General features: G+C 72.0%; 17 protein-coding genes. 4 read left to right on the forward strand and 13 right to left on the reverse strand.

All coding sequences use genetic code 11. The features are described 5' to 3' along the window. The first annotated feature begins 58 nt into the window (after positions 1-58). Together O7603_RS31275 and O7603_RS31280 are read left to right on the forward strand one after the other, a co-directional pair. Positions 59-904, forward strand: a complete 846-nt coding sequence (locus tag O7603_RS31275; protein ID WP_348651096.1) for a GNAT family N-acetyltransferase — start codon at positions 59-61, stop codon at positions 902-904. Positions 905-1,102: 198 nt separating this feature from the next. Then, positions 1,103-1,696 carry an NTP transferase domain-containing protein gene (locus O7603_RS31280; protein ID WP_281573303.1) on the forward strand — a complete coding sequence of 198 codons (594 nt, stop codon included), beginning with the start codon at positions 1,103-1,105 and terminating at the stop codon, positions 1,694-1,696. 87 nt (positions 1,697-1,783) lie between these two features. On the opposite strand, the gene O7603_RS31285 is transcribed toward O7603_RS31280, so the two are convergent. After that, positions 1,784-2,602: an alpha/beta hydrolase gene (locus tag O7603_RS31285; RefSeq protein ID WP_281573304.1), complete on the reverse strand. Its 819-nt coding sequence runs from the start codon at positions 2,600-2,602 to the stop codon at positions 1,784-1,786. 176 nt (positions 2,603-2,778) lie between these two features. Between O7603_RS31285 and O7603_RS31290 the strand changes: the two genes are divergently transcribed. Continuing rightward, positions 2,779-3,756 (forward strand): sigma-70 family RNA polymerase sigma factor, encoded by a 978-nt coding sequence (locus O7603_RS31290; protein WP_281573305.1) that lies wholly within the window; start codon positions 2,779-2,781, stop codon positions 3,754-3,756. Here the strand turns inward: O7603_RS31290 and O7603_RS31295 are convergent. Beyond that, positions 3,670-4,026: an STAS domain-containing protein gene (locus tag O7603_RS31295; RefSeq protein WP_281573306.1), complete on the reverse strand. Its 357-nt coding sequence runs from the start codon at positions 4,024-4,026 to the stop codon at positions 3,670-3,672. The genes O7603_RS31290 and O7603_RS31295 overlap by 87 nt on opposite strands. A gap of 81 nt (positions 4,027-4,107) precedes the next feature. Between O7603_RS31295 and O7603_RS31300 the strand changes: the two genes are divergently transcribed. Further along, positions 4,108-5,355 carry an FAD-binding oxidoreductase gene (locus O7603_RS31300; RefSeq protein WP_281573307.1) on the forward strand — a complete coding sequence of 416 codons (1,248 nt, stop codon included), beginning with the start codon at positions 4,108-4,110 and terminating at the stop codon, positions 5,353-5,355. Positions 5,356-5,416: 61 nt separating this feature from the next. On the opposite strand, the gene O7603_RS31305 is transcribed toward O7603_RS31300, so the two are convergent. The 11 genes from O7603_RS31305 to O7603_RS31355 form a co-directional block, all read right to left on the reverse strand. Beyond that, positions 5,417-6,598 carry a low temperature requirement protein A gene (locus O7603_RS31305; protein ID WP_281573308.1) on the reverse strand — a complete coding sequence of 394 codons (1,182 nt, stop codon included), beginning with the start codon at positions 6,596-6,598 and terminating at the stop codon, positions 5,417-5,419. A 181-nt stretch (positions 6,599-6,779) separates the two neighbouring features. Continuing rightward, positions 6,780-7,484, reverse strand: coding sequence for a hypothetical protein (locus O7603_RS31310; protein WP_281573309.1), 705 nt, complete (start codon positions 7,482-7,484; stop codon positions 6,780-6,782). Between the two features lie 80 nt (positions 7,485-7,564). Further along, positions 7,565-8,974: a GH1 family beta-glucosidase gene (locus tag O7603_RS31315; RefSeq protein WP_281573310.1), complete on the reverse strand. Its 1,410-nt coding sequence runs from the start codon at positions 8,972-8,974 to the stop codon at positions 7,565-7,567. Further along, on the reverse strand, positions 8,971-11,202 hold the full coding sequence (gene yicI / locus O7603_RS31320; RefSeq protein ID WP_281573311.1) for an alpha-xylosidase: 2,232 nt from the start codon (positions 11,200-11,202) through the stop codon (positions 8,971-8,973). The genes O7603_RS31315 and yicI overlap by 4 nt, the downstream gene beginning before the upstream one ends. Next, positions 11,199-12,092 carry a carbohydrate ABC transporter permease gene (locus O7603_RS31325; RefSeq protein WP_281573312.1) on the reverse strand — a complete coding sequence of 298 codons (894 nt, stop codon included), beginning with the start codon at positions 12,090-12,092 and terminating at the stop codon, positions 11,199-11,201. Before O7603_RS31325 ends, yicI begins: the two co-directional genes overlap by 4 nt. A 1-nt stretch (position 12,093) precedes the next feature. Further along, positions 12,094-13,065 (reverse strand): sugar ABC transporter permease, encoded by a 972-nt coding sequence (locus O7603_RS31330; protein ID WP_281573313.1) that lies wholly within the window; start codon positions 13,063-13,065, stop codon positions 12,094-12,096. A 64-nt stretch (positions 13,066-13,129) separates the two neighbouring features. Then, positions 13,130-14,434, reverse strand: coding sequence for an extracellular solute-binding protein (locus tag O7603_RS31335; RefSeq protein ID WP_281573314.1), 1,305 nt, complete (start codon positions 14,432-14,434; stop codon positions 13,130-13,132). Between the two features lie 80 nt (positions 14,435-14,514). Continuing rightward, a complete protein-coding gene (locus O7603_RS31340; protein WP_281573315.1) occupies positions 14,515-15,636 on the reverse strand; it encodes a LacI family DNA-binding transcriptional regulator in 1,122 nt (373 codons plus the stop codon). Between the two features lie 124 nt (positions 15,637-15,760). Further along, positions 15,761-16,681: an amidohydrolase family protein gene (locus O7603_RS31345; RefSeq protein WP_281573316.1), complete on the reverse strand. Its 921-nt coding sequence runs from the start codon at positions 16,679-16,681 to the stop codon at positions 15,761-15,763. Between the two features lie 47 nt (positions 16,682-16,728). Then, on the reverse strand, positions 16,729-17,538 hold the full coding sequence (locus O7603_RS31350) for a metal-dependent hydrolase (protein ID WP_281573317.1): 810 nt from the start codon (positions 17,536-17,538) through the stop codon (positions 16,729-16,731). 103 nt (positions 17,539-17,641) lie between these two features. Continuing rightward, positions 17,642-19,360 (reverse strand): serine/threonine-protein kinase, encoded by a 1,719-nt coding sequence (locus O7603_RS31355; protein ID WP_281573318.1) that lies wholly within the window; start codon positions 19,358-19,360, stop codon positions 17,642-17,644. Between the last annotated feature and the right edge of the window lie 45 nt (positions 19,361-19,405).

The following is a 19,405-nucleotide window of genomic DNA, read 5'->3' on the forward strand; positions in this document are numbered from 1 at the left end:
AGGCCACATCGCAGTCGCCGAACTCTCCGATCGAGCACGGCATCCTGTCGGAGTGAACATGACGAATGCGGAGTTGACCACCGCGATGGCCGAGGCGGCCGAGGCGGACTTCATGCACGCGTACGAGGCGGGTGCGCCGCCGGCCGCCCGGGAGCGGCTGGGGATCGCCGCCGAGCGGATCGGTGGCGGCGTGGTGCTGTCGATGCGCGACGACCCGGTCTCCTACTGGAGCAAGGCGCTCGGGTTCGGCTTCACCGAGCCGGTCACCCGCGAGCTGGTGGACCGGGTCGTCGCGTTCTACCGGGCCCAGGGCACCCCGGAGGCGGTGATCCAGATCGCGCCGTCGGTCCTGCCCCCGGAGTGGGACGACATCCGCGCCGCGCACGGGATCGAGCCCACGACGTCCTGGGTGAAGGTGGCGGCCCCGATCGCGCAGGTCCGGCCCGGCGCCGGCACCCGGCTGCGGGTCGGCCCGGTCGGCGGGAGCGACGCCGCGGAGTGGGCGGCGGTGGTCCTGCGTGGCTTCGGCATGCCGACCGACGGGCTCGCCGAGATGCTGGCGACGAGCGTCGACCACCCCCAGTTCCATCCGTACGGGGTCTGGGACGGCGCGGATCTGGTCGCCGGTGCCAACCTCTTCGTGCGGGGGCCGGTCGGCGCGCTCAACGCCGGTGCGACGCTGCCGAGCCACCGCAACCTCGGGGCCCAGTCGGCGCTGATCGCGGCCCGTGCCGAGGCGGCGCGGGCCGCCGGCTGCCGGTGGCTGGTCGCGGAGACGGGGCAGCCGGCGGAGGGCGCGACGAACCAGTCTCTGGTCAACCTGGAGCGCGCCGGCCTGTCGGTCCGGTACGTCCGGCAGAACTGGCGGTGGCGGGCCGACTCCGGTCCCACCCCGGCCGGCTGACCTCCGCCGGCGGGGGCTCCGTCCCTGATCGCCGGCACAGTCGACGGCAGCTCCGCCCGATGCATAACGGTTGTGCTATTTCTCCTTTTCGCCCCGCTACCCCCCGTTGGGCGTGCTCGTTGCAGTGTCCGTAGGTCGGTACGGACCCAACCGGGCCGTGCCACGGTGGAGGGGGCACAGCTGAACCGGATCGCAGGAATGATCATCGCCGCTGGCGGCGGCCGTCGGATCGGTGGTCCGGAGGCGCTGCTGCACCAGGGGGAGAAGCCCCTGGTCAGCCAGATGATCGACACGATGACCGAGGCGGGCTGCGCGCGGATCGTGCTCGTGCTGGGCGCCGCCGCCGACCAGGTACGGGAGACGGCCGACCTGACCAAGGCCACGGTGGTGGTCAACCGGGCGTGGGGGACCGGGGTCGGCTCGTCCATCCGGGCCGGCCTGGCCGCCCTCGACGACGAGGGGATCGAGGCGGTGGTGGTGGTCCCGGTGGACATGCCCGGACTGACCGCCACCGCCGTGCGCCGCGTCGCCGCACTGCCGTACCCGGACGTGCTGGTCTGCGCCACGTACGACGGGCTGCGCGGATACCCGATGCTCTTCGGCCGCCGGCACTGGTCCGGCATCGCCACGCTGGCCAGCGCCGACGTCGGCGCGCGGCCCTACCTGCTGGCGCACAAGGACCAGATCGTCGACATCGCCTGCGACCGGGTGGCCGACGGCAGCCGGATCGATTCGCCGGAGCTGATGGCGCTCTACGGGCTGACCGTCCCGCCGCAGCGGGTGGGGGTCTGAGCCGGCGCGGTCCTCGGTGGCGGCACCAGCCACCCGGCGGCCCGGAGGGCCGCCGGGTGTAGCGGGTGGCACACCGGGGTCACCGAGTCAGCCCTGCTTGTCGAGGAAGGCGAGCGTGACGGCGGCGAACAGCGGGGAATCCGCGAGGTCGTAGTGCGTGAGCCCGGGCAGGATCGCCAGCGCGTGCCCGCCCTTCGGCCGGCTCTCGCCCGCCCAGCCGCCGTCGCGCAGCCCACCGTCGAGCAGCTTGAAGACCTCGATGAAGTGGCTCGGCGGCGCCATGTCGGCGTCGGCCGCGACGATCAGCGTCGGCACCTGCAGACCGCGGACCTCCTCGGTGTAGTCGAAGTCCTTCGCCATCGCCGCCCCGATCTTGTCCAGCAGCCGGGGGAAGTCCTCGGGACGCGGCGCCACCCGCTGGTAGAGCTCGTACATCGGGGTGTCCTTCATGAACTCCGCGGCGGCCCCGCTGACCTGGCCCTGCTGCTGGAGCATCTCCGGGTAGACGGCGTCGCGGCGGATGTGCGCCGACGCCGAGACGACGCGGCCCACCAGGTGCGGGTGCCGGATCGCCACCTGCAGCGCGACCCCGCCGCCGAGGGAGAACCCGACCACGTCGGGCTTGCGCAGCCCGAGGTACTCGATCAGCGCGGCGACGTCGTCGGCCATCAGGGTCACGTCGAGCGGCCGGTCGATGTCGGCCGTCCGGCCGTGGCCCTGCAGGTCGACCAGGATGACCTGGTGGCGCGCGGCCAGCGTGGGGAGGATCGGCGCGAACATCTCACCCGAGCCGAGACCGCCGTGCAGCAGGACCATCGGACGGCCCGTGCCGTGCGTCTCGTAGTACAGGTTGATGCCGTTGACGTCCGCGTACCGTCCCTTGCCGAAGATCCCGGTGGTGGTCATGGCCTGCTCCTTCTGCTCTCCGTCGAACTGGCACCGGTACTGACCGGCCGGGCCCGGGAAACTCATCGCACCGGCGGCGGAAATTCCTCCGCGGTGCTCGCGATGCCCTGAACGGAAGGGCCGCGCCCGCCATGTCACCGTCGCCTCGGCGGGTCGGCTCGGCTACCTTGGTCCGGGTGAGCGACCTGGCGACAGACGCACCCATCGAGTCGCAGCTTGAGGCCTACCGGTCGGAGCTGACCGGCTACTGCTACCGGATGCTGGGCTCGGTGTTCGAAGCCGAGGACGCCGTGCAGGACACCTTCGTGCGGGCCTGGCGCGGCTTCGATCAGTTCGAGGGGCGATCGGCGCTGCGATCCTGGCTGTACCGGATCGCGACGAACGTGTGCCTCACCATGCTCTCCAGCGCGCAGCGGCGGGTGACGCCGATGGACCTCGGCCCGGCCGGCTCCGGCCGCGCCACCGGGCCGGGCGAGCCGCGCCCGGACGAGTTCTGGGTGGGCCCCGCGCCGGACAGCCGGCTGCTGCCGGAGCGCAGCGACCCGGCCGACCTGGTCGCCGAGCGCGAGTCGGTCCGGCTGGCGTTCGTCGCGGCGCTGCAGCACCTGCCGCCGCGGCAGCGGGCCGTGCTGATCCTGCGCGAGGTGCTGGCCTGGTCGGCCCAGGAGGTCGCCGACCTGCTGGACACCTCGGTGCCGAGCGTCAACAGCGCCCTGCAGCGGGCCCGGGCCACCCTCGCGGCCGCCGACACCACCGGCGACGTCTACAAGCCGATGGACGACGAGCAGAAGGCGCTGCTCGCGCGCTACGTGAAGGCCTTCGAGGCGTACGACCTGCAGGCGCTGACGACGCTGCTGCACGAGGACGTGACCCTGTCGATGCCGCCGCTGCCGCTGTGGCTGCGCGGCCACGACGACATCGTCGCCTGGATGTCCGGCACAGGCAGCGGGTGCCGTGGGTCGCGGCTGGTGCCGGTGGTGGCCAACGGCATGCCGGCGTTCGGCCAGTACCGACCGAGTCTCACCGGCTCGGGACACGACCCGTGGGCGCTGATCGTGCTGGAACTGTCAGCCGGGCGGATCGCGGCGGTCACCAACTTCCTCGACACCGCCCGCCTGTTCCCGGTGTTCGGGCTGCCGGCCCGGCTCGGCTAGCGCGCCGGTCAGCCCGAGCAGGCCGACGAGCCGTCGCAGCTCCGCGCCGGCGCCGCTGACGACCAGGCGCCAGCCGTGTCGCCGCGCGGTCAGGCCCAGCCGGGCCAGCGCCTCGACCGTCACCACGTCGGGCCAGGTGACCCCGGTGACGTCGCAGGTGACGACGCCGGGGCCACGGCCGCGCAGCAGCTCGGCGAGGTCGGCGCACAGATCGGGGATGTCCGCGCGGGTCACCGCGCCGACAGCGAAGGAGATCGCGGGGGCCGCCATCTGGGTAGGACCGGCCGCACCCGGAAAACTCATCGCGCCCCGGACCGATGAGTTGCGGGCGGCCCCCGGGTCTGAACGGACATGACGATCCGACAGACGCTGCGTACCGACGGCCCGGTCCTCCTGCCCGGAGACGAGGGCTACGACGATCACCGCAAGCCCCTCAACCCCGCGCTCGACCCTCGGCCCGCCGTCGTGGTCCGGGCCGCCGGCACCGCCGACGTACGCCGGGCGGTGCTGGCCGCCCGTCGGCACGCGCTGCCCTTCGCCGTCCAGGCCACCGGTCACGGCACCCACGTCGCGCACGACGGCGCGCTGCTGCTCCGCACCGGCGCGATGGCGTCGGTCCTGGTCGACCCGGACCGCCGCGTCGCCCGCGTGGGCCCCGGCGCCCGGTGGGGCGACGTGCTGGCGGCGGCCGCACCGTTCGGGCTCGCGGCCCTGTCCGGCTCCTCACCGGACGTGGGTGTGGTCGGCTACACGCTGGGCGGCGGCCTGGGCTGGCTGGCCCGCAGCCACGGCCTCGCCGCCGAGAGCGTGCTGCGCGCGCAGGTCGTCACCGCCGACGGCGAGCTGACGACGGCCAGCGCCGACCGGAACCCCGACCTGTTCTGGGCGCTGCGCGGCGGCGGCGGATCGTTCGGTGTGGTCACCGCCCTGGAGTTCCGCCTCTACCCGGTCACGCGGGTGTACGCCGGCGCGGTCACCTTCGGGCGGGAGCGGGCGGCCGAGACGATCGCCTTCTACCGGCAGTGGATCGAACGGGTGCCGGACGCGCTCAGCACCGCGTTGCTCCTCACCCGCGACGGCTCGCTGGTGATCAAGGCCATGTACGCCGGTGACCCCGACCGGGGACGGGCTCTGCTGGCGCCGCTGTGGACGGTCGCGGGGCCGGCCGTCGCGGACACCATGGGCGTCGTGGACTACGCGCAGGCCGCGATGGGTGGCACGTACGCCCGGACGTTCGACCAGGTGCGCACGCTCGACGACGACCTCGTGGCCGCGTTGTTGGCCGAGCCGGACGCCACCGTCGAGATCCGCCACTGGGGCGGTCGCATCGCCCGCGACGACGGGGCCGCCGCCCACCGCGACGCGCCGCTCTCGATCATCCTCGACACGATCCCGTCGCCGCGGACCACGGAGGCGCTGTCCCGCTGCGGGCGCGGCAGCAGCTTCCTCAACTTCCTGTACGACCCGTCCCGGACCGCGTCGGCCTTCACCGCCCGGAACTGGTCGGCGTTGCGCCGGATCAAGGCGACCTACGACGGCGGGAACGTCTTCGGCGCCGGCCTCGCCGTCCCGCCGGCCGCAACCGCGGCGTCGGCCTGAGACCTCGCGAGGCCTCCGGTCGAGCGCCGCACCCCGCCGTCGCGAGGGACTGCGATAGCGGCTAGCCGGGCGGTGAGGGCGGCTCGGGTGGGCGTCCCCGGGTGCGGGCCGCGTCGGAAACGGCGATTCCGGTGAGGACGAGGGCAGGTGCCAAGGCGACCAGCATCGGCGGGAGGAGGAACGCCGCCGGCGATGTGGCGGCGAGTACGAGGACCCCGATCGGCCGGGAGCGGGAGACCCGACCGAACGTCTCGTACTCGAGGATGGCCCGTCCGGCGAGGAACAGTGCGGGTCCGCCGAGGATGACGGTGATCCAGGCCGGCGGTGTGTGTCCGAGCGGGTGCTCGATGACGAGTTCGTCGCCGACCGCGATGGCGACGATGCCGGCGACCATGAGCAGGTGGGCGTACAGCGCGGCGATGGTCGCACGGAGTGGGTCGGCGGTGGCCGCGATGGTCTCCTCCAGCAGGTTCCCGGCGCGGTGCATGTAGACGCGCCACAGCAGCGCCGTGGTGGCGAACGCGACCACGACCGCGACGATCCGGTCGGGCTCGAAGCCGCCGCGGCTGAACGTCAGCCCGGTGACCAGGATGAGTTCGCCGAGCGCGATGATGAAGAACTGCCGGAAACGTTCGGCTTCGTGCATGCTGTAGGCCGCGAACTCGGATCGAGGTGGGGACACGCGACCCAGGCGTGGCGTGGGCAAGCCGATAGAGAATGACCCGTACTCCACGGCCACCGCCAGCGCCCACAGGACCGCCCGGGCCGTGTCGTGCGCGAAGGCACCCGCGATCCACGGCACTGCCGACACGCCGAACCAGAAGAGTTGCCGCGCGAAGGGGCGCCGCCACTTGTGGCCCCGCAGCAGGAGCACGGCGCCGGCGTTGCGACCGATCTGGGTGGCCACGTACAGGACAGCGAAGACCAAGCCGTCCGCACCGAATGCCTCCGGTGCCGCGGCGGCCATCAGCAGCGTGCTCAGCATGGTCGCGATCACCAGCAGCTGGATCAGCGGCTGCCGCGGGTTGAACCTGTCCGTCAACCTCGCCGTGTTGGTCCAGATCGCCCACAGCGCGAGCAGCAACACCAGCGTCTGGAAGGCGCCGCTCCAGTCCAGATGCTCGAGCAGCTCCTGCGAGAGCCGGGCGAGCACGAAGACGAACACCAGGTCGAAGAAGAGTTCCAGGTACGTCGCTCGGGGTTCCTCGGGTCGTCGTAGGAGCCCGGCCGCCCCACTGGTCATCTTCTCGCCCGTTTCTGCCGTTATAACTGGCTTTAGCGTAGTTCGTAGCACAAGCCAGCGCGGTCGGTCAGGGGCGGGCGCTGTGGTGGCCCGGGTTCGAGGGGCTCCGCTTGTCCGCCGGGCGGCGGTAGGGGTCGATGATGCCCGCCGGGATGCCCGCCGAGGTGCCGACTGGCGGCACTCATGCCTCCAGCACGGTGATCCACTCGGCTGTTCTGGGGCGGTAACCGTGCCGGTCCATGAGCCCACGCACGATCGCCGGCGCGTGACCGGCGCCGTAGACGATCGCCACGTCGATCTGCTCCGACGCGCGCGTGCGGATCAGCTCGGACAGTGCGGCGAGCAACCGCTCGTCCCGATCGCCGCCGAACGTGCGCTCGAAATGCTCGCTGAGCTCGCTGTCCGCGTACAGCTCGTCGGTCGCGCTGGGTAGGTCGTTCACCTCGACCTCCGGCGAGAGCAGGCGCCTCGTGCCACCGAAGAACTGCGCCACGGCCACGAACGGGATGACGCACCACATCAGCGCCCGGTGCCGCAGCGGCATCGCCCGCCAGCCCCGGGCTAACTCCGCCGCCGTCACGTCCGGGTTGATCAGGTCCACGCCGAGCGACCGGTACGCGATGTTGTCCACCACCAGCCCGGATCGCCTGTTGGCGGGCATGACCCGGTAGGTGAGCGTGATGGCCCACGCGAGCACCGAGCGCCCGCTGACGCCCTCGACGACGAGCACGTCACACCGCCGGAGCCGTTCGGCCACCGCCGTGTAGAACCGCGGGCTCGCGACGTGCAGCATGGGGAAGAGGAGGAACTGCAACTCGCTGCCAGGGCGCCGGAGGCGCACGACCGCGGACCGGGTGCCGATGATGCTGTGCTCGATGATCTGCATGTCTGCCTACCTGGCGTCTCGAGCCCCGAGAGTTCACAAGGTAGGTCCGGCCGGCAACCGGTCGCGTCGGGCGCGGGTGATCAGTCCTCCGGCTGCTCCAGGCGGCCGGTGGCAGCGAGCCGCCGGTACCAGTGCGCGCTCTGCTTCCAGGTGCGGACCTGGGTGTCGTAGTCGACGCGGATGATCCCGAAGCGGCGGTCGTAGCCGTAGCCCCACTCGAAGTTGTCCAGCAGCGACCAGACGAAGTAGCCGCGGACGTCCGCGCCCTGCGCCCGCGCCTCGGCCACCGCGGCGAGGTGCCGGTGCAGGTAGTCGATGCGCCGGTCGTCCTGGATCGTGCCGTCGGGCGACACGACGTCGTCGAAGGCGGCGCCGTTCTCGGTGATCATCAGCGGCTGGCCAGGGTACTCCTCGCGCAGCCGCAGCAGCAGTTCGGTGAACGCCCCCGGGTCGATGTTCCAACCCATCGCGGTGTACGGGCCGGGCTGCGGCAGGAAGTCGACGGTGTCGGCGGCCACCCAGGGCGAGGCGGTGGACTTGCCGTGCCCGTCCGCGTTCGACCGGGCGGACACCCCGTCCCAGGCCCGGACGAGGGTGCTGGAGTAGTAGTTGACCCCGAGCACGTCCAGCGGCACCGCGATCTGCTTCTCGTCGCCGTCGTGCACGAACGACCAGTCGGTGACGGTGGCGGTGTCGGCCAGCAGGTCGGCCGGGTACGCCCCGTCCAGCATCGGGCCGAGGAACGCCCGGTTGGCGAGCGCGTCGATGCGCCGGACCGCGTCCCGGTCCGCCGCCGAGTCGGACGCGGCCCGGATGACGTGCAGGTTCAGCGTCACCGACAACTCGGCCGCCGGCGCCAGCTCCCGCACCACGCGCCCGGCCAGGCCGTGGGCGAGGTTGAGGTGGTGCACGGCGGCCAGCGCCGCCGCCGGTTCGGTACGGCCCGGGGCGTGCACCCCGGAGGCGTATCCCAGGTACGCCGAGCACCACGGCTCGTTGAGCGTGGTCCAGGTGTGCACCCGGTCGCCCAGCGCCTCGACGATGCCGGCCGCGTACTCCTGGAACCGCAGCGCGGTGTCCCGGGCCGGCCAACCGCCGGCGTCCTCCAGCTCCTGGGGAAGGTCCCAGTGGTACATGGTGGCCACCGGGCGTACGCCGCGCTCCAGCAGCCCGTCCACGAGCCGGGAGTAGAAGTCGAGCCCGGCCTGGTTGAAGGCGCCGGAGCCGCCCGGCTGCACCCGGGGCCAGGAGATCGAGAACCGGTACGCGCCGAGGCCGAGGTCGGCGATGTGCCCGAGGTCCTCGGTCCAGCGGTGGTAGTGGTCGGCGGCCACGTCACCGGTGTCGCCGTTCAGCGTCCGCCCCGGGGTGTGGCTGTAGGTGTCCCAGATGGACGGTCCCCGGCCGCCCTCGGTGGCCGCGCCCTCGATCTGGTACGCGGCCGTGGCCGAGCCCCAGACGAAGCCCTCCGGAAAGACGTGTCCCGTCATCGTCGCACCCCCTGTACCTCACAGTCGTAGCCCGTCGAGGCGCCGCCGACCAGCTCGACGCCGGCCGTGCCCCCGCGGTACCGCACCTCGAACTCGGCGCCGGACCCGTCACCGGGCGACGGCACCCGCACCCGGGTCCGCTGCCCCTCCGCCGGAGCGAAGAGCCGCAGCGTCACACCGTCGGCCCACTCGTAGTCGGGCCGGTCGGTGCGGGCGCCGAACGGTATCACCGCGCCGGGACGGGCCAGTACCGGCAGGCTGTCGAACTCGTGCTTCTCGGTGACCCACGCGGGCCCGTTGAGCTGCGCGCCGGTCACCAGGTGCGTCCAGGTGCCCGCCGGCACGTAGAAGGTGACCTGGCCGTCGGCGCTCATCACCGGGGCCACCAGCACGTCGGGGCCGAGCATGTACTGCCGGTCCAGGTACGCCGCCGCCGGGTCGTCCGGGAACTCCAGCAGCATCGGGCGCATCACCGGCACGCCGTCGCGGTGCGCCTCCTCGGCGACCGTCGCCAGATACGGCATGAGGCTCATCTTGAGCCGGGTGAAGTGCCGCAGGACGTCGACCGCCTCGTCGTCGAACGCCCACGGCACCCGGTAGGAGCCGGAGCCGTGCAGCCGGGAGTGCGACGAGAGCAGACCGAACGCGATCCACCGCTTGAACACCGCCGGGTCCGGGGTGCCCTCGAAGCCGCCGATGTCGTGGCTCCAGTAGCCGAAGCCGGACGCGGCCAGCGACAACCCGCCGCGCAGCGACTCGGCCATCGCCACGAAGGTCGACTCGCAGTCGCCGCCCCAGTGCACCGGGAACTGCTGGCCGCCGGCGGTGGCCGAGCGGGCGAACAGGACGGCCTCGCCCTCTCCGCGCTCGGCCTCCAGCAGCTCGAAGACCGCCTGGTTGTAGAGGTGGGTGTAGTAGTTGTGCATCCGCTGCGGGTCCGAGCCGTCGTGCCAGACCACGTCGGTCGGGATGCGCTCGCCGAAGTCGGTCTTGAAGCAGTCCACGCCCGTGTCCAGCAGCGCCTTGAGCTTCCCGGTGAACCAGGCGACCGCGTCCGGGTTGGTGAAGTCGACCAGCGCCATGCCGGCCTGCCACTTGTCCCACTGCCAGACCGATCCGTCCGCGCGGCGGACCAGGTAGCCGGCGCGACGCCCCTCCTCGAACAGCTGCGAGCGCTGGGCGATGTACGGGTTGATCCAGACGCACACCTTCAGGCCGCGTTCGTGCAGCCGGCGCAGCATGCCCTCCGGGTCGGGGAAGGTCGCCGGGTCCCAGACGAAGTCGACCCAGTGGAACTGCCGCATCCAGAAGCAGTCGAAGTGGAACACCGACAGCGGCAGGTCACGCTCGGCCATCCCGTCGATGAACTCGGTGACGGTCTTCTCGTCGTACGAGGTGGTGAACGACGTCGACAGCCACAGCCCGTACGACCAGGCCGGCACGCGGGCCGGCCGGCCGGTCAGCGCGGTGTAGCGGCGCAGCACGTCCTTGGGGGTGGGCCCGTCGATGACGTAGTAGGTGAGGGTCTGCCCCTCGACGCTGAACTGGGTCTGCGACACCACCTCGGAGCCGACCTCGAACGACACGTGTTCGGGATGGTCGACGAAGACGCCGTAGCCGGCGCTGCTGAGGTAGAACGGCACGTTCTTGTACGCCTGCTCGCTGGCGGTGCCGCCGTCGGCGTTCCAGATGTCGACGGTCTGGCCGTTCTTGACGTACGCGCCGAACCGCTCACCCAGCCCGTAGACCGTCTCGCCGACGTCGAGGCCCAGCCGCTCGTGCACGTGCTGGCGGCCCTCGGCGTCGGTGACGACGCCGACGCTGCGCTCGGTGGACGAGGTGAGCAGCCGGTCCCCGTGCCGGAAGTCGACCCGCCAGCCGTCGACCAGCGCCACCCGGGCGGTCAGCTCGCCGCTGGTCAGCGTCGCGCTGAGCCCGGTGAGGTCGACGTCGACCGGGTGGTCGTCGCCGGCGGCCAGCGCGAACGCGGGCTGCTTCGGCGTCCCGCCGAGGTGGTGGGCGATGGTGACGCCGATGACGCCGTCGGCGGGGGAGAAGAACCGGGCGGTGACGACCGGCCGGTTGAGGGTGTCTCCGCGGCCGGTGATCCGGCCGGTGGGGGCGAAGACGGTGAATCCGCGCTCGTCCGGCTCCACCGACTCGACCACGCCGGGGCGCAGCACGCTGACCCCGGGTCGCAGTTGCCAGTACCCGTCGGTGAACTTCACTTCTCGGCTCCTGCCGTGATGCCGCGCGCCAGGGTGCGCTGAAAGATGAGGAAGAAGAGGATGGCCGGGACCAGGCTGATCAGCGCGCCCGCGTTGGTCGTCGGCGCGTCCATCAGCCGGTCGCCCTGCAGCGACGCGAGCGCGACCGGGATGGTCTGCGTGGAGTTGTCGATCAGCATGACCAGCGGGATGAGGAACTCGTTCCAGGTCCAGATGAAGAAGAAGATGAGCAGCACCGCGAGGGTCGGCCGCAGGTTGGGGAAGACCACCCGCCAGAGGATCGTCCACCTGCCGGCGCCGTCCAGCGCCGCCGCCTCCAGCAGCGAGCGGGGGAAGGTGCTGAGCACCGAGGCGAGCAGGTAGGTGCCGAACGCGCTCTGGATGACGGTGAAGATGATGATCACCGAGAGGCGGGTGTTGTAGAGGCCGATCTGCTTCGCCATGTAGTAGAGCGGGTAGATCAGCGACTCCTGCGGCAGCATGTTGGCCAGCAGGAACAGCCCGACGATCCAGAGCCGGCCGCGGACCCGCCCGATGCCCAGGGCGTACGCGTTGAGCAGCGACACGACGACGCCGAGCACCGCGACCGAGCCGGCGATGAGCGCCGAGTTCCAGAGCTTCAGCGGGAAGTCGACCTCAGTCCAGTACGTCCGCAGGCCCTTGGTGTAGAACTCGGACGGCCAGCTCAGCGGGCCGCCGGACGAGTAGTCGCCGGGCGACTTGAACGCGTTGAGCAGCATGAACGCGAACGGCACGAGCATGACCAGCGCGCCGAGGGTGACCAGGGTGAGGACGACCCAGCGGCTGACGCCCCGGTGGTGCCGGTCGCGGACGGGCCGCGGTCGGCGCGGAGTCACCGCGCCCTCCACCGGCGTGAGCGTGACGGCCATGTCAGTTCCCCCGGTCCTGGCGCTCGCTGCGGTACTGCACCCAGATGAACGCCACGGCCACCAGGACGATGATCAGGGTGAGTACGGTGGAGATCGCGGAGCCGTAGCCGACCTGCAGCTTCTTGAAGAACGTGTAGTAGGCGAAGTACGACGGCACGTTGGTGGCGTTCTCCGGCCCGCCGCGGGTCAGCGCGAACACCGGGCCGAACACCTTCAATGCGGCGATGGTGCAGGTCAGGGCGACCACGAAGGTCTCCGGCCGGATCTGCGCCAGGGTGATGGCCCGGAACCGGTGGAACCAGTTGGCGCCGTCGACCTCGGCGGCCTCGTACAACTCGGGGTCGACGCGTTGCAGCGCCGCCATGAAGACGACCACCGGGTAGCCGATCTGCACCCAGATCATCACCGCCATCACGCTGGGCAGGGCGGTGTCCGGGTCGCCGAGCCAGTCGTGGCGCAGCGCGCCGAGACCGATCGCGTCGAGCAGGCTGTTGAACGCGCCGTCGGGGCGCAGGATCCAGCCCCAGACGATGCCCGCCACCACGACCGGCAGCACCTGCGGCAGGTAGAAGGCGGCGCGCAGCGCGGCGGCGGTCCGCGGCCGGAACCGGCGCCCGATGACGTCGAAGAGCACGGCGGCGAGCACCAGCCCGACCAGGGTCGGCACCACCACCATCGCGACGATCATCGCGAGGGTGTTGCGGAACGAGGTCCAGAACACCTCGTCCTGCAGGAGGTTGCGGTAGTTGTCCAGGCCGACGAACGTCGGGTCGCCGATGCCGGACCACTTGGTCAGCGAGAAGTAGACGGTGCCGACCAGCGGCGCGCCGATGACGAGGAGGAAGAGCACCGCGCCGGGCAGCAGGTAGAGCCAGTATCCGGCGCCGCCGGTGCGCCGCTTGCGGCGGGCGGCCGTGGGCTCGGGTGGCGTGGCGGCCCGTTCCGGGGCGGCCACGGTCTCGGTGAGTGCCATGGGAGATCCTTCCCGGCGGGGCGGGCGCGCCGGCCGTGGCCGGACACGCCCACCCCTCGCCGTGTCACTTGCCGGTGATCTCCTTGACGCCGTCCGCGTACGGCTTGGCGATCGCGTCGAGCACCTGGTCGGGCGACTTGGACCCGTTGATCAGCCCCTGGAACCCGGAGACCAGCACGTCGTAGTAGCCGGGCACCGGCCAGTCCGGGTAGAAGGCCAGGCCGTCCTGCTGGCTGATGGTGTTGAAGTTCTCGATCAGCTTCCGGTCCTTCGGGTCGCTGATCTTCGACGGGTCGGCCGCGACGGGCACGCCGCCGTTGTTGCCGATCAGCGCCTGGATCTCCGGGCGCAGCGTGATGTCGATGAAGTCGTACGCGAGGCCCTTGGCCTTGCTGGTGGCGGGGACGACCCAGAGGTTGCCCGAGGAGCCGGCCTGGAGCTTGTTTCCGGGGAACAGGAAGGTGTCCCAGTTGAACTTGATCTCGCTCTTGAACCGGCCGTACCACCAGCTGCCGGAGACGATCATCGGCGCCTTGCCCGAGATGAAGGCGGTGCCCATGTCCTCGGCCTTCAGGCTCGCCGAGTCCTTGGCGACGTAACCCTTGCGCACCCAGTCGGCGAAGGTCTCCGCGCCGTACTTCAGCGGGTCGGCCGTGAAGTCGACCGGGTTCTTGTAGAGCTGGTAGTCGTCGACGAACTTCCGGTCGGCCTTGGCCAGCGCGAGCTGGTAGTAGAGCTGGCCGGCCGGGTACTCGGCGCCCGCCTCCGCCAGCGGGGTGACGCCCTTGCTGACGAAGGTGTCCATCGCGGTGGTCATCTCGGCCAGCGTCGTCGGCACGGTCACGCCGTACTTGTCGAAGAGGTCCTTGTTGAAGTAGACCATCACGTATTCGCCGTAGTTCGGCACCCCGTACCAGTTGCCCGAGCCCATCACGCCCTTGTCGCTGTAGCGGGCGGTGGTCTGGAGGCTGGGGCTGAGCGCCTTGTCCCAGCCGCGCTTGCCGGCCTCGTCGCTCAGGTCGGTCAGCAGCCCCTGGGAGGAGAGCAGGCCGGCGGTCGCGTTGCCCTTGTTGTACTCCATCACGTCCGGGCCCTCGGACGAGTTGATGATCATGCCGGCGTTCTGCTGGATCTGCTCGAACGCCTTGCGCTCGAACTGCACCTCGACGCCCGGGTGCTCGTCCTTGAAGATCTGGATCGCCCGGTCCCAGGCGACGCCCATCGCGCTGTTCGCGCTCTCGTAGTGCCAGAGTTTGAGGGTCTTGGCGTCGCTGCCGTCGCCGCCTTCGTCGCCGCCGCACGCGGCGACCGTCGCGGTCGCGGTCACGGCGAGCGCGACCGCGGCTACCAGCTTGCGGAATCGCCTCATTGCTATCCTCCTGGTGAGTATCGAGCCGGTACTTACCTGGCCCGTCGTCGCGTGGCAGCGCGGCGGCGGGCCGTTGCGTCTCATCTGCCCGGCGGGCCGGAGCCGGTCGGGTCGTCGTGGTCGCCGCCGGTAACGGCGGCGGTGTCGTCGCCGCCGCGCGCAGCGGTGGCGGTCCGGGTGGTCGGGCGACTGGCCGGGCCGGTCGAGCCCCGGATCTCCAGCGCGCACGGCAGCAGTTGCTGGTGGTCGTTGTCGCCGCCGACCCCCTCCAGGTGGCGCAGCAGCGCCTCGACCGCCATCCGGCCCAGCGCCGAGCCGGGCGAGGTCATCGCGGTCAGGGCGGGGGTGGCCAGCTCGGCCACCTGCGGCGAGGTGACCATCGAGACCACCGAGACGTCGTCGGGCACCCGCAGACCCCGGGTCGCGAGTTCGCCGAGGATCCCGAAGATCGCGTTCTCGTTCATCGCCAGCACGGCGGTCAGGTCCGGCGCCTGGCCGAGGGCGGTGGTCAGGGCGGCCCGCCCACCGGCCGCGCTGTCCTCGGCGGGGATCATCAGGGGGGCCAGGCTGTGGCCGGACATCGCCGCGACGAAGGCGTCGCGGGTCCGCACGGCCGGGCCGTAGCCGGCCGCGATGGTGGCGGCCGAGTGGTTCACGTACACGATCCGGCGGTGGCCGAGGCCGACGAGGTGGTCGACGGCCTCCCGGACGGTCTGTTCGAAGTCGATGTCCACGTACGAGAGGCCGGTGGTGTCGCCGGTGCGGCCGATCAGCACGAGGGGTACGCCGGCCTCCTGGAGGGCGGCCACCCGGCCGTCCTCCACCTGCACTTCCATCAGCACGGCCCCGTCGAGCATCCGCTGGCTCGCCAGCCGGCGGAGGTCGTCGAGGTCGCCGACGCCGACGGGGGAGAGCACCAGGTGGTAGCCGGCGGCGCCGGCCGCGGCGGCCGCCCCGGTGACGAACGCGGTCTCGGTGGCGCCCAGGCCGCGCTCGTCCATCGGCATGACCAGGCCGACGATCCGGCTGCGCCGGCTGGCCAGCCCGCGGGCCATCGCGTTCGGCTGGTAGTCGAGCTCGGACATCGCGGCGAGCACCTTGTCCCGGGTCGCCTGCGAGATGGGCCGGGTGCCGGTGAGCACGTACGACACGGTGCTGACCGAGACCCGGGCGAGGCGGGCGACGTCATGCATCGTGGCCATCGCGCACCTCCTGTGGTCACGCTCCCAGGGCGGCCGTCGAAGCGTTTCGACTAACCGTTTCGACGAACCGTAGGCCACGTGTTACGAGGCCGTCAATAGCCGATGTCAGGAAGAAGTCGCGCGGTCAGCCCAGGTTGAACAGGCCGGCGGCGTTGTGCCAGCAGACCGCGCGCAGCCAGTCGTCGCCCAGGTCGAGCCGCGCCAGCCCGGTCAGCTGGTCCGCGTACGGGTAGGGGATGTTCGGGAAGTCGCTGCCGAGCAGCACCTTGCCGGCCAGCCCGAGATCCCGCAGTCGGGGCCGCTGGTCGGCCGGAAACGGGACGAACCGGTCGAAGAATGGAGTGAACGCCATCGTGGTGTCCAGCCGCACCCCGTCGTACGCCTCGGCGAGGTCGAGGAACGCCCGGTAGTCCGGAGCGCCGAGGTGGGCCACCACCGCACGCAGCGCCGGATGCCGGGCGAGCAGGGCGGCGAACGGCTCCGGCCCGGTGTGCGCGGTGCCCACCGGCGCGTGCCCGGCGTGCACCACCGCCGGCACCCCGGCGTCGGCGAGCAGCCCCCAGACGGCGTCCAGGGTCGGATCCGTGGGCGGGAACCCGCCGACCTGGACGTGGACCTTGAACACCCGTGCGCCGGCCGCCAGCGCCTCGGCGACGTACCCGGCGGCCTCCGGCTCGGGAAAGAACGTGGCCGAGGGCAGGCAGCCCGGCGTGCGGTGAGCGAGGTCGAGCGTCCACCGGTTCAGTGCGGCGGCCATCCCCGGCCGGTGCGGATACGCCAGCGCACTGAACGCCCGCACCCCGAGCCGCCCCAGGTACGCGACCCGCTCGGCGTCGCCCCACCGGTACCGGATCGGCCACTCGGTGCCGACCAGCGGCCCGGCCGCGTCGAAGTACGCCCAGACCCGGCGCAGCAGCCGCGGGGGCAGGAAGTGCACGTGGACGTCGGCCAGGCCGGGCAACCCCAACCCGCGCCAGAAGGCGCGAACACCGGCGTCGCCGTCGGTGAGCCTGTCCGGGCCGGGGAAGGCCGCCCCGGCGGTCACGTCCGGGTCGGACGTGACCGCCGCGGGGTCGGAACCGGGACCGGGTGTCAAATCTCGATGTCGAACTTCTGCAGCACCGGGCGGGCCACCAGGCCGGCCGCGGCGAGCAGCGCTACGATCGTCAGCGCGGCCCGCAGCACGACCACCTCGGTCTTGCTGCCGGTGCGCAGCGCGATGCTGTTCGGCAACCCGATCATCAACCACATGCGGCGCTTGATCGGGATCGGCCAGAGGATCGGCACCCCGGCTCGGGTGATCATGTCGCCGAGGATGTGCACGAAGCAGCCCACGCCCACGGCGAGCCCGATCATCGGATAGCCCCGGCCGCCAGGGAGATTCGCGAACGTGAACCAGGCGGCCCCGGCCGAGAGCAGCGTGACGACCACCCAGCCGGCCCGCTCGGCCCACTCGTCGAAGAGGCCGCGCAGGGCCAGACCGATCATGAAGAACAGGATGCCGATGACGGCCCACTTGCCGTACGCCGTGCACAGTGCGGTCGTGCCCCAGCCGACGAGCACGGTGAAGGGGATGGTGTGGGTCAGCGTCCGGTGGCCGTTGTTGCGACGCGGATCCTTGCTGAGCTTGGTGGTGTAGTAGACGCCGAGCGAGATCTTCTCCATCACCTCGGCGATGAACAGGCTGAACACGCCGAACGTGCGGGCGACCGTGGCGCCACCCTGGTTGCGGGTCACCTTGCCGGAGAGGTCGAGGTCCGGAAAGAGCGCGCCGCCCGCGCAGACGGCGGTGCCGACCGCGAGCGCGAGCGGTGACTGGTGGTAGTCCGCGAACTGGTCCAGCGCCCAGGATCCGGCCAACCACACCGCCGCGCCGGACAGCGCGTGCGAGGGTCCCATCATGTTCGGCTCACCTTCCCCAGGATCTTGAGCGCCAGAGCGAGATCACTTTAGTCAGAGCCGGGGCCGGTGGGGCAATCAGCCGGACGGTCCACTGGGGAGCGTCTCAGGATTCGGGTGTGAAGCTCTGCCGGATCATTGCGAAGTATGTCGCGTTGACCTGCCAGTCGAACTCCTTTGTCAACCATGAGACGGTGTACGCGCGGTCGGCGGAGGTGTTCGCCAGCAGCCGTGCGGTGTGCACACGTTCGCCGGCGGCGTTGACCCACCCGCACTCCCACACGGCGCCGCCGTCGAAGATGTCCATCGGGGAGATGTCCACCTTGTGGTAGCCGGGCAGGGCCCCGTCGTTGGTGAGCCGCCGTTCCTCCGCCCGCCACCAGGCCAGCGGGTCGTTGCGGCGGCCGGTCGCCTCGACGCTCAGCACCCGGGCGCCGCCGGGCTCGCGGAAGCAGGTGACCGCGTCCTCCGTCCAGTGCAGCCAGGCGACCGGCGCGGCGATGCGGAAGCCGGTGGGATGGGTGTACCAGGTCCAGCCGGACACCAGGCGGAACCGGGCGCCGGGCGGGGGCGGCACCGACGCCACCGGGCTCGCCGCGGGTGGCGGCGGAGTCGCGCAGGCGAAGGCCGCCGGCCGGGTGGAGGTGTCCGCGCCACCCGAGCCCGCCTGCGGCGACTCCGCCCGGCTCCGGGCGGCTACCGCCGCGACCGTGCCCGCGGCGGCGAGCAGCGTCACCGCGAGCGCCATGCCGGCGATCGCGAGCCGTTGGCGCCGCCCGTGGCGTCGCGGGCCGGCCGAGTGCCGGGGCCGGACCGGGCCGGTCGCCGGATCGTCCGCTCCGCCGGCCACGGCGGTCCCCGGGGTGTCCACCGACCGCGCGGCGTCCGCGGTGCGCGCCGGCTCGGGTGGTGTGCCCGCGCCGTGTGCCGTGCCGGGCTCCGGAGCCCGTGCGGGCTGCGCCGCGGGTGCGGGGTGCGGAGCCCCGGCGTGGCGCGGCGGGTCGGATGTTGGGGGGCCGGTCGCGGCGCTCAGCAGCGGCTCGGCCTCGGCGGCGGTGAGCCGCCGCCACGGGTCGCGCTGCAGCAGGCCGGTGAGCACCGGGCGGAGCGCGCCGGCCCGGCGCATCGGGTCCGGTAGTTCGGTGGCCAGCGCGGTCAGCGTCGCCATCGCGTTGGACCGGGCGTACGGGGCCTGCCCCTCCACCGCCGCGTAGAGGGTGGCGCCGAGCGACCAGAGGTCGGTACGCACGTCGGAGACGCCGTCGCGGGCGCGCTCCGGCGCGACGAACTGCGGTGACCCGAGCACCATTCCCGGCCCGGTCATCGCGCCGTCCCCGCCGGCGAAGGTGGCCAGCCCGAAGTCGGTCAGCACCACCCGCCCGTCGGGGGAGATCAGCACGTTGTGCGGTTTGACGTCGCGGTGCAGCACACCGGCGGTGTGCGCGGCGCGCAGTGCGGCGAGCACGGCCAGCCCGATCCGGGCGGTCCGGCATGGACTCAGCGGGCCCTCGGTGGCCAGGATCTGCTGCACCGAGCGGGACTCGACGTACTCCATCACGATCCATGGGCTGTCCCGGTCGTGCACGACGTCGTAGATGCGGACCACGTTCGGGTGGTTGAGCCGAGCGGCCGTCCGCGCCTCGCGCAGGGTGCGCAGCCGCAGGTCGTCGCGCTCGGCCTCGGCGAGCCAGCCGGGAAGCACGACCTCCTTGACCGCGACGTCGCGGTGGAGCATCTCGTCGCGGGCCAGCCACACCCGGCCCATGCCGCCGGTGCCGACCAGGTCGAGCAGCCGGTACCGGCCTGCGATCAGCAGCTGCCGCACAAACGCGTTCCCCCTCGGTCACCCCCGGTTACACGATAGCCACCA

This window comes from Micromonospora sp. WMMD812, from assembly GCF_027497215.1.
Classification (GTDB): Bacteria; Actinomycetota; Actinomycetes; order Mycobacteriales; family Micromonosporaceae; genus Micromonospora.

Excerpts from the sequence above, each read along its gene's own strand:
- O7603_RS31275 (WP_348651096.1), top strand. The coding sequence starts at position 59 with ATGACGAATGCGGAGTTGACCACCGCGATGGCCGAGGCGGCCGAGGCG.
- O7603_RS31280 (WP_281573303.1), top strand. The coding sequence starts at position 1,103 with ATGATCATCGCCGCTGGCGGCGGCCGTCGGATCGGTGGTCCGGAGGCG.
- O7603_RS31285 (WP_281573304.1), bottom strand. The coding sequence starts at position 2,602 with ATGACCACCACCGGGATCTTCGGCAAGGGACGGTACGCGGACGTCAAC.
- O7603_RS31295 (WP_281573306.1), bottom strand. The coding sequence starts at position 4,026 with ATGGCGGCCCCCGCGATCTCCTTCGCTGTCGGCGCGGTGACCCGCGCG.
- O7603_RS31300 (WP_281573307.1), top strand. The coding sequence starts at position 4,108 with ATGACGATCCGACAGACGCTGCGTACCGACGGCCCGGTCCTCCTGCCC.
- O7603_RS31305 (WP_281573308.1), bottom strand. The coding sequence starts at position 6,598 with ATGACCAGTGGGGCGGCCGGGCTCCTACGACGACCCGAGGAACCCCGA.
- O7603_RS31310 (WP_281573309.1), bottom strand. The coding sequence starts at position 7,484 with ATGCAGATCATCGAGCACAGCATCATCGGCACCCGGTCCGCGGTCGTG.
- O7603_RS31315 (WP_281573310.1), bottom strand. The coding sequence starts at position 8,974 with ATGACGGGACACGTCTTTCCGGAGGGCTTCGTCTGGGGCTCGGCCACG.
- O7603_RS31325 (WP_281573312.1), bottom strand. The coding sequence starts at position 12,092 with ATGGCCGTCACGCTCACGCCGGTGGAGGGCGCGGTGACTCCGCGCCGA.
- O7603_RS31330 (WP_281573313.1), bottom strand. The coding sequence starts at position 13,065 with ATGGCACTCACCGAGACCGTGGCCGCCCCGGAACGGGCCGCCACGCCA.
- O7603_RS31335 (WP_281573314.1), bottom strand. The coding sequence starts at position 14,434 with ATGAGGCGATTCCGCAAGCTGGTAGCCGCGGTCGCGCTCGCCGTGACC.
- O7603_RS31340 (WP_281573315.1), bottom strand. The coding sequence starts at position 15,636 with ATGGCCACGATGCATGACGTCGCCCGCCTCGCCCGGGTCTCGGTCAGC.
- O7603_RS31350 (WP_281573317.1), bottom strand. The coding sequence starts at position 17,538 with ATGATGGGACCCTCGCACGCGCTGTCCGGCGCGGCGGTGTGGTTGGCC.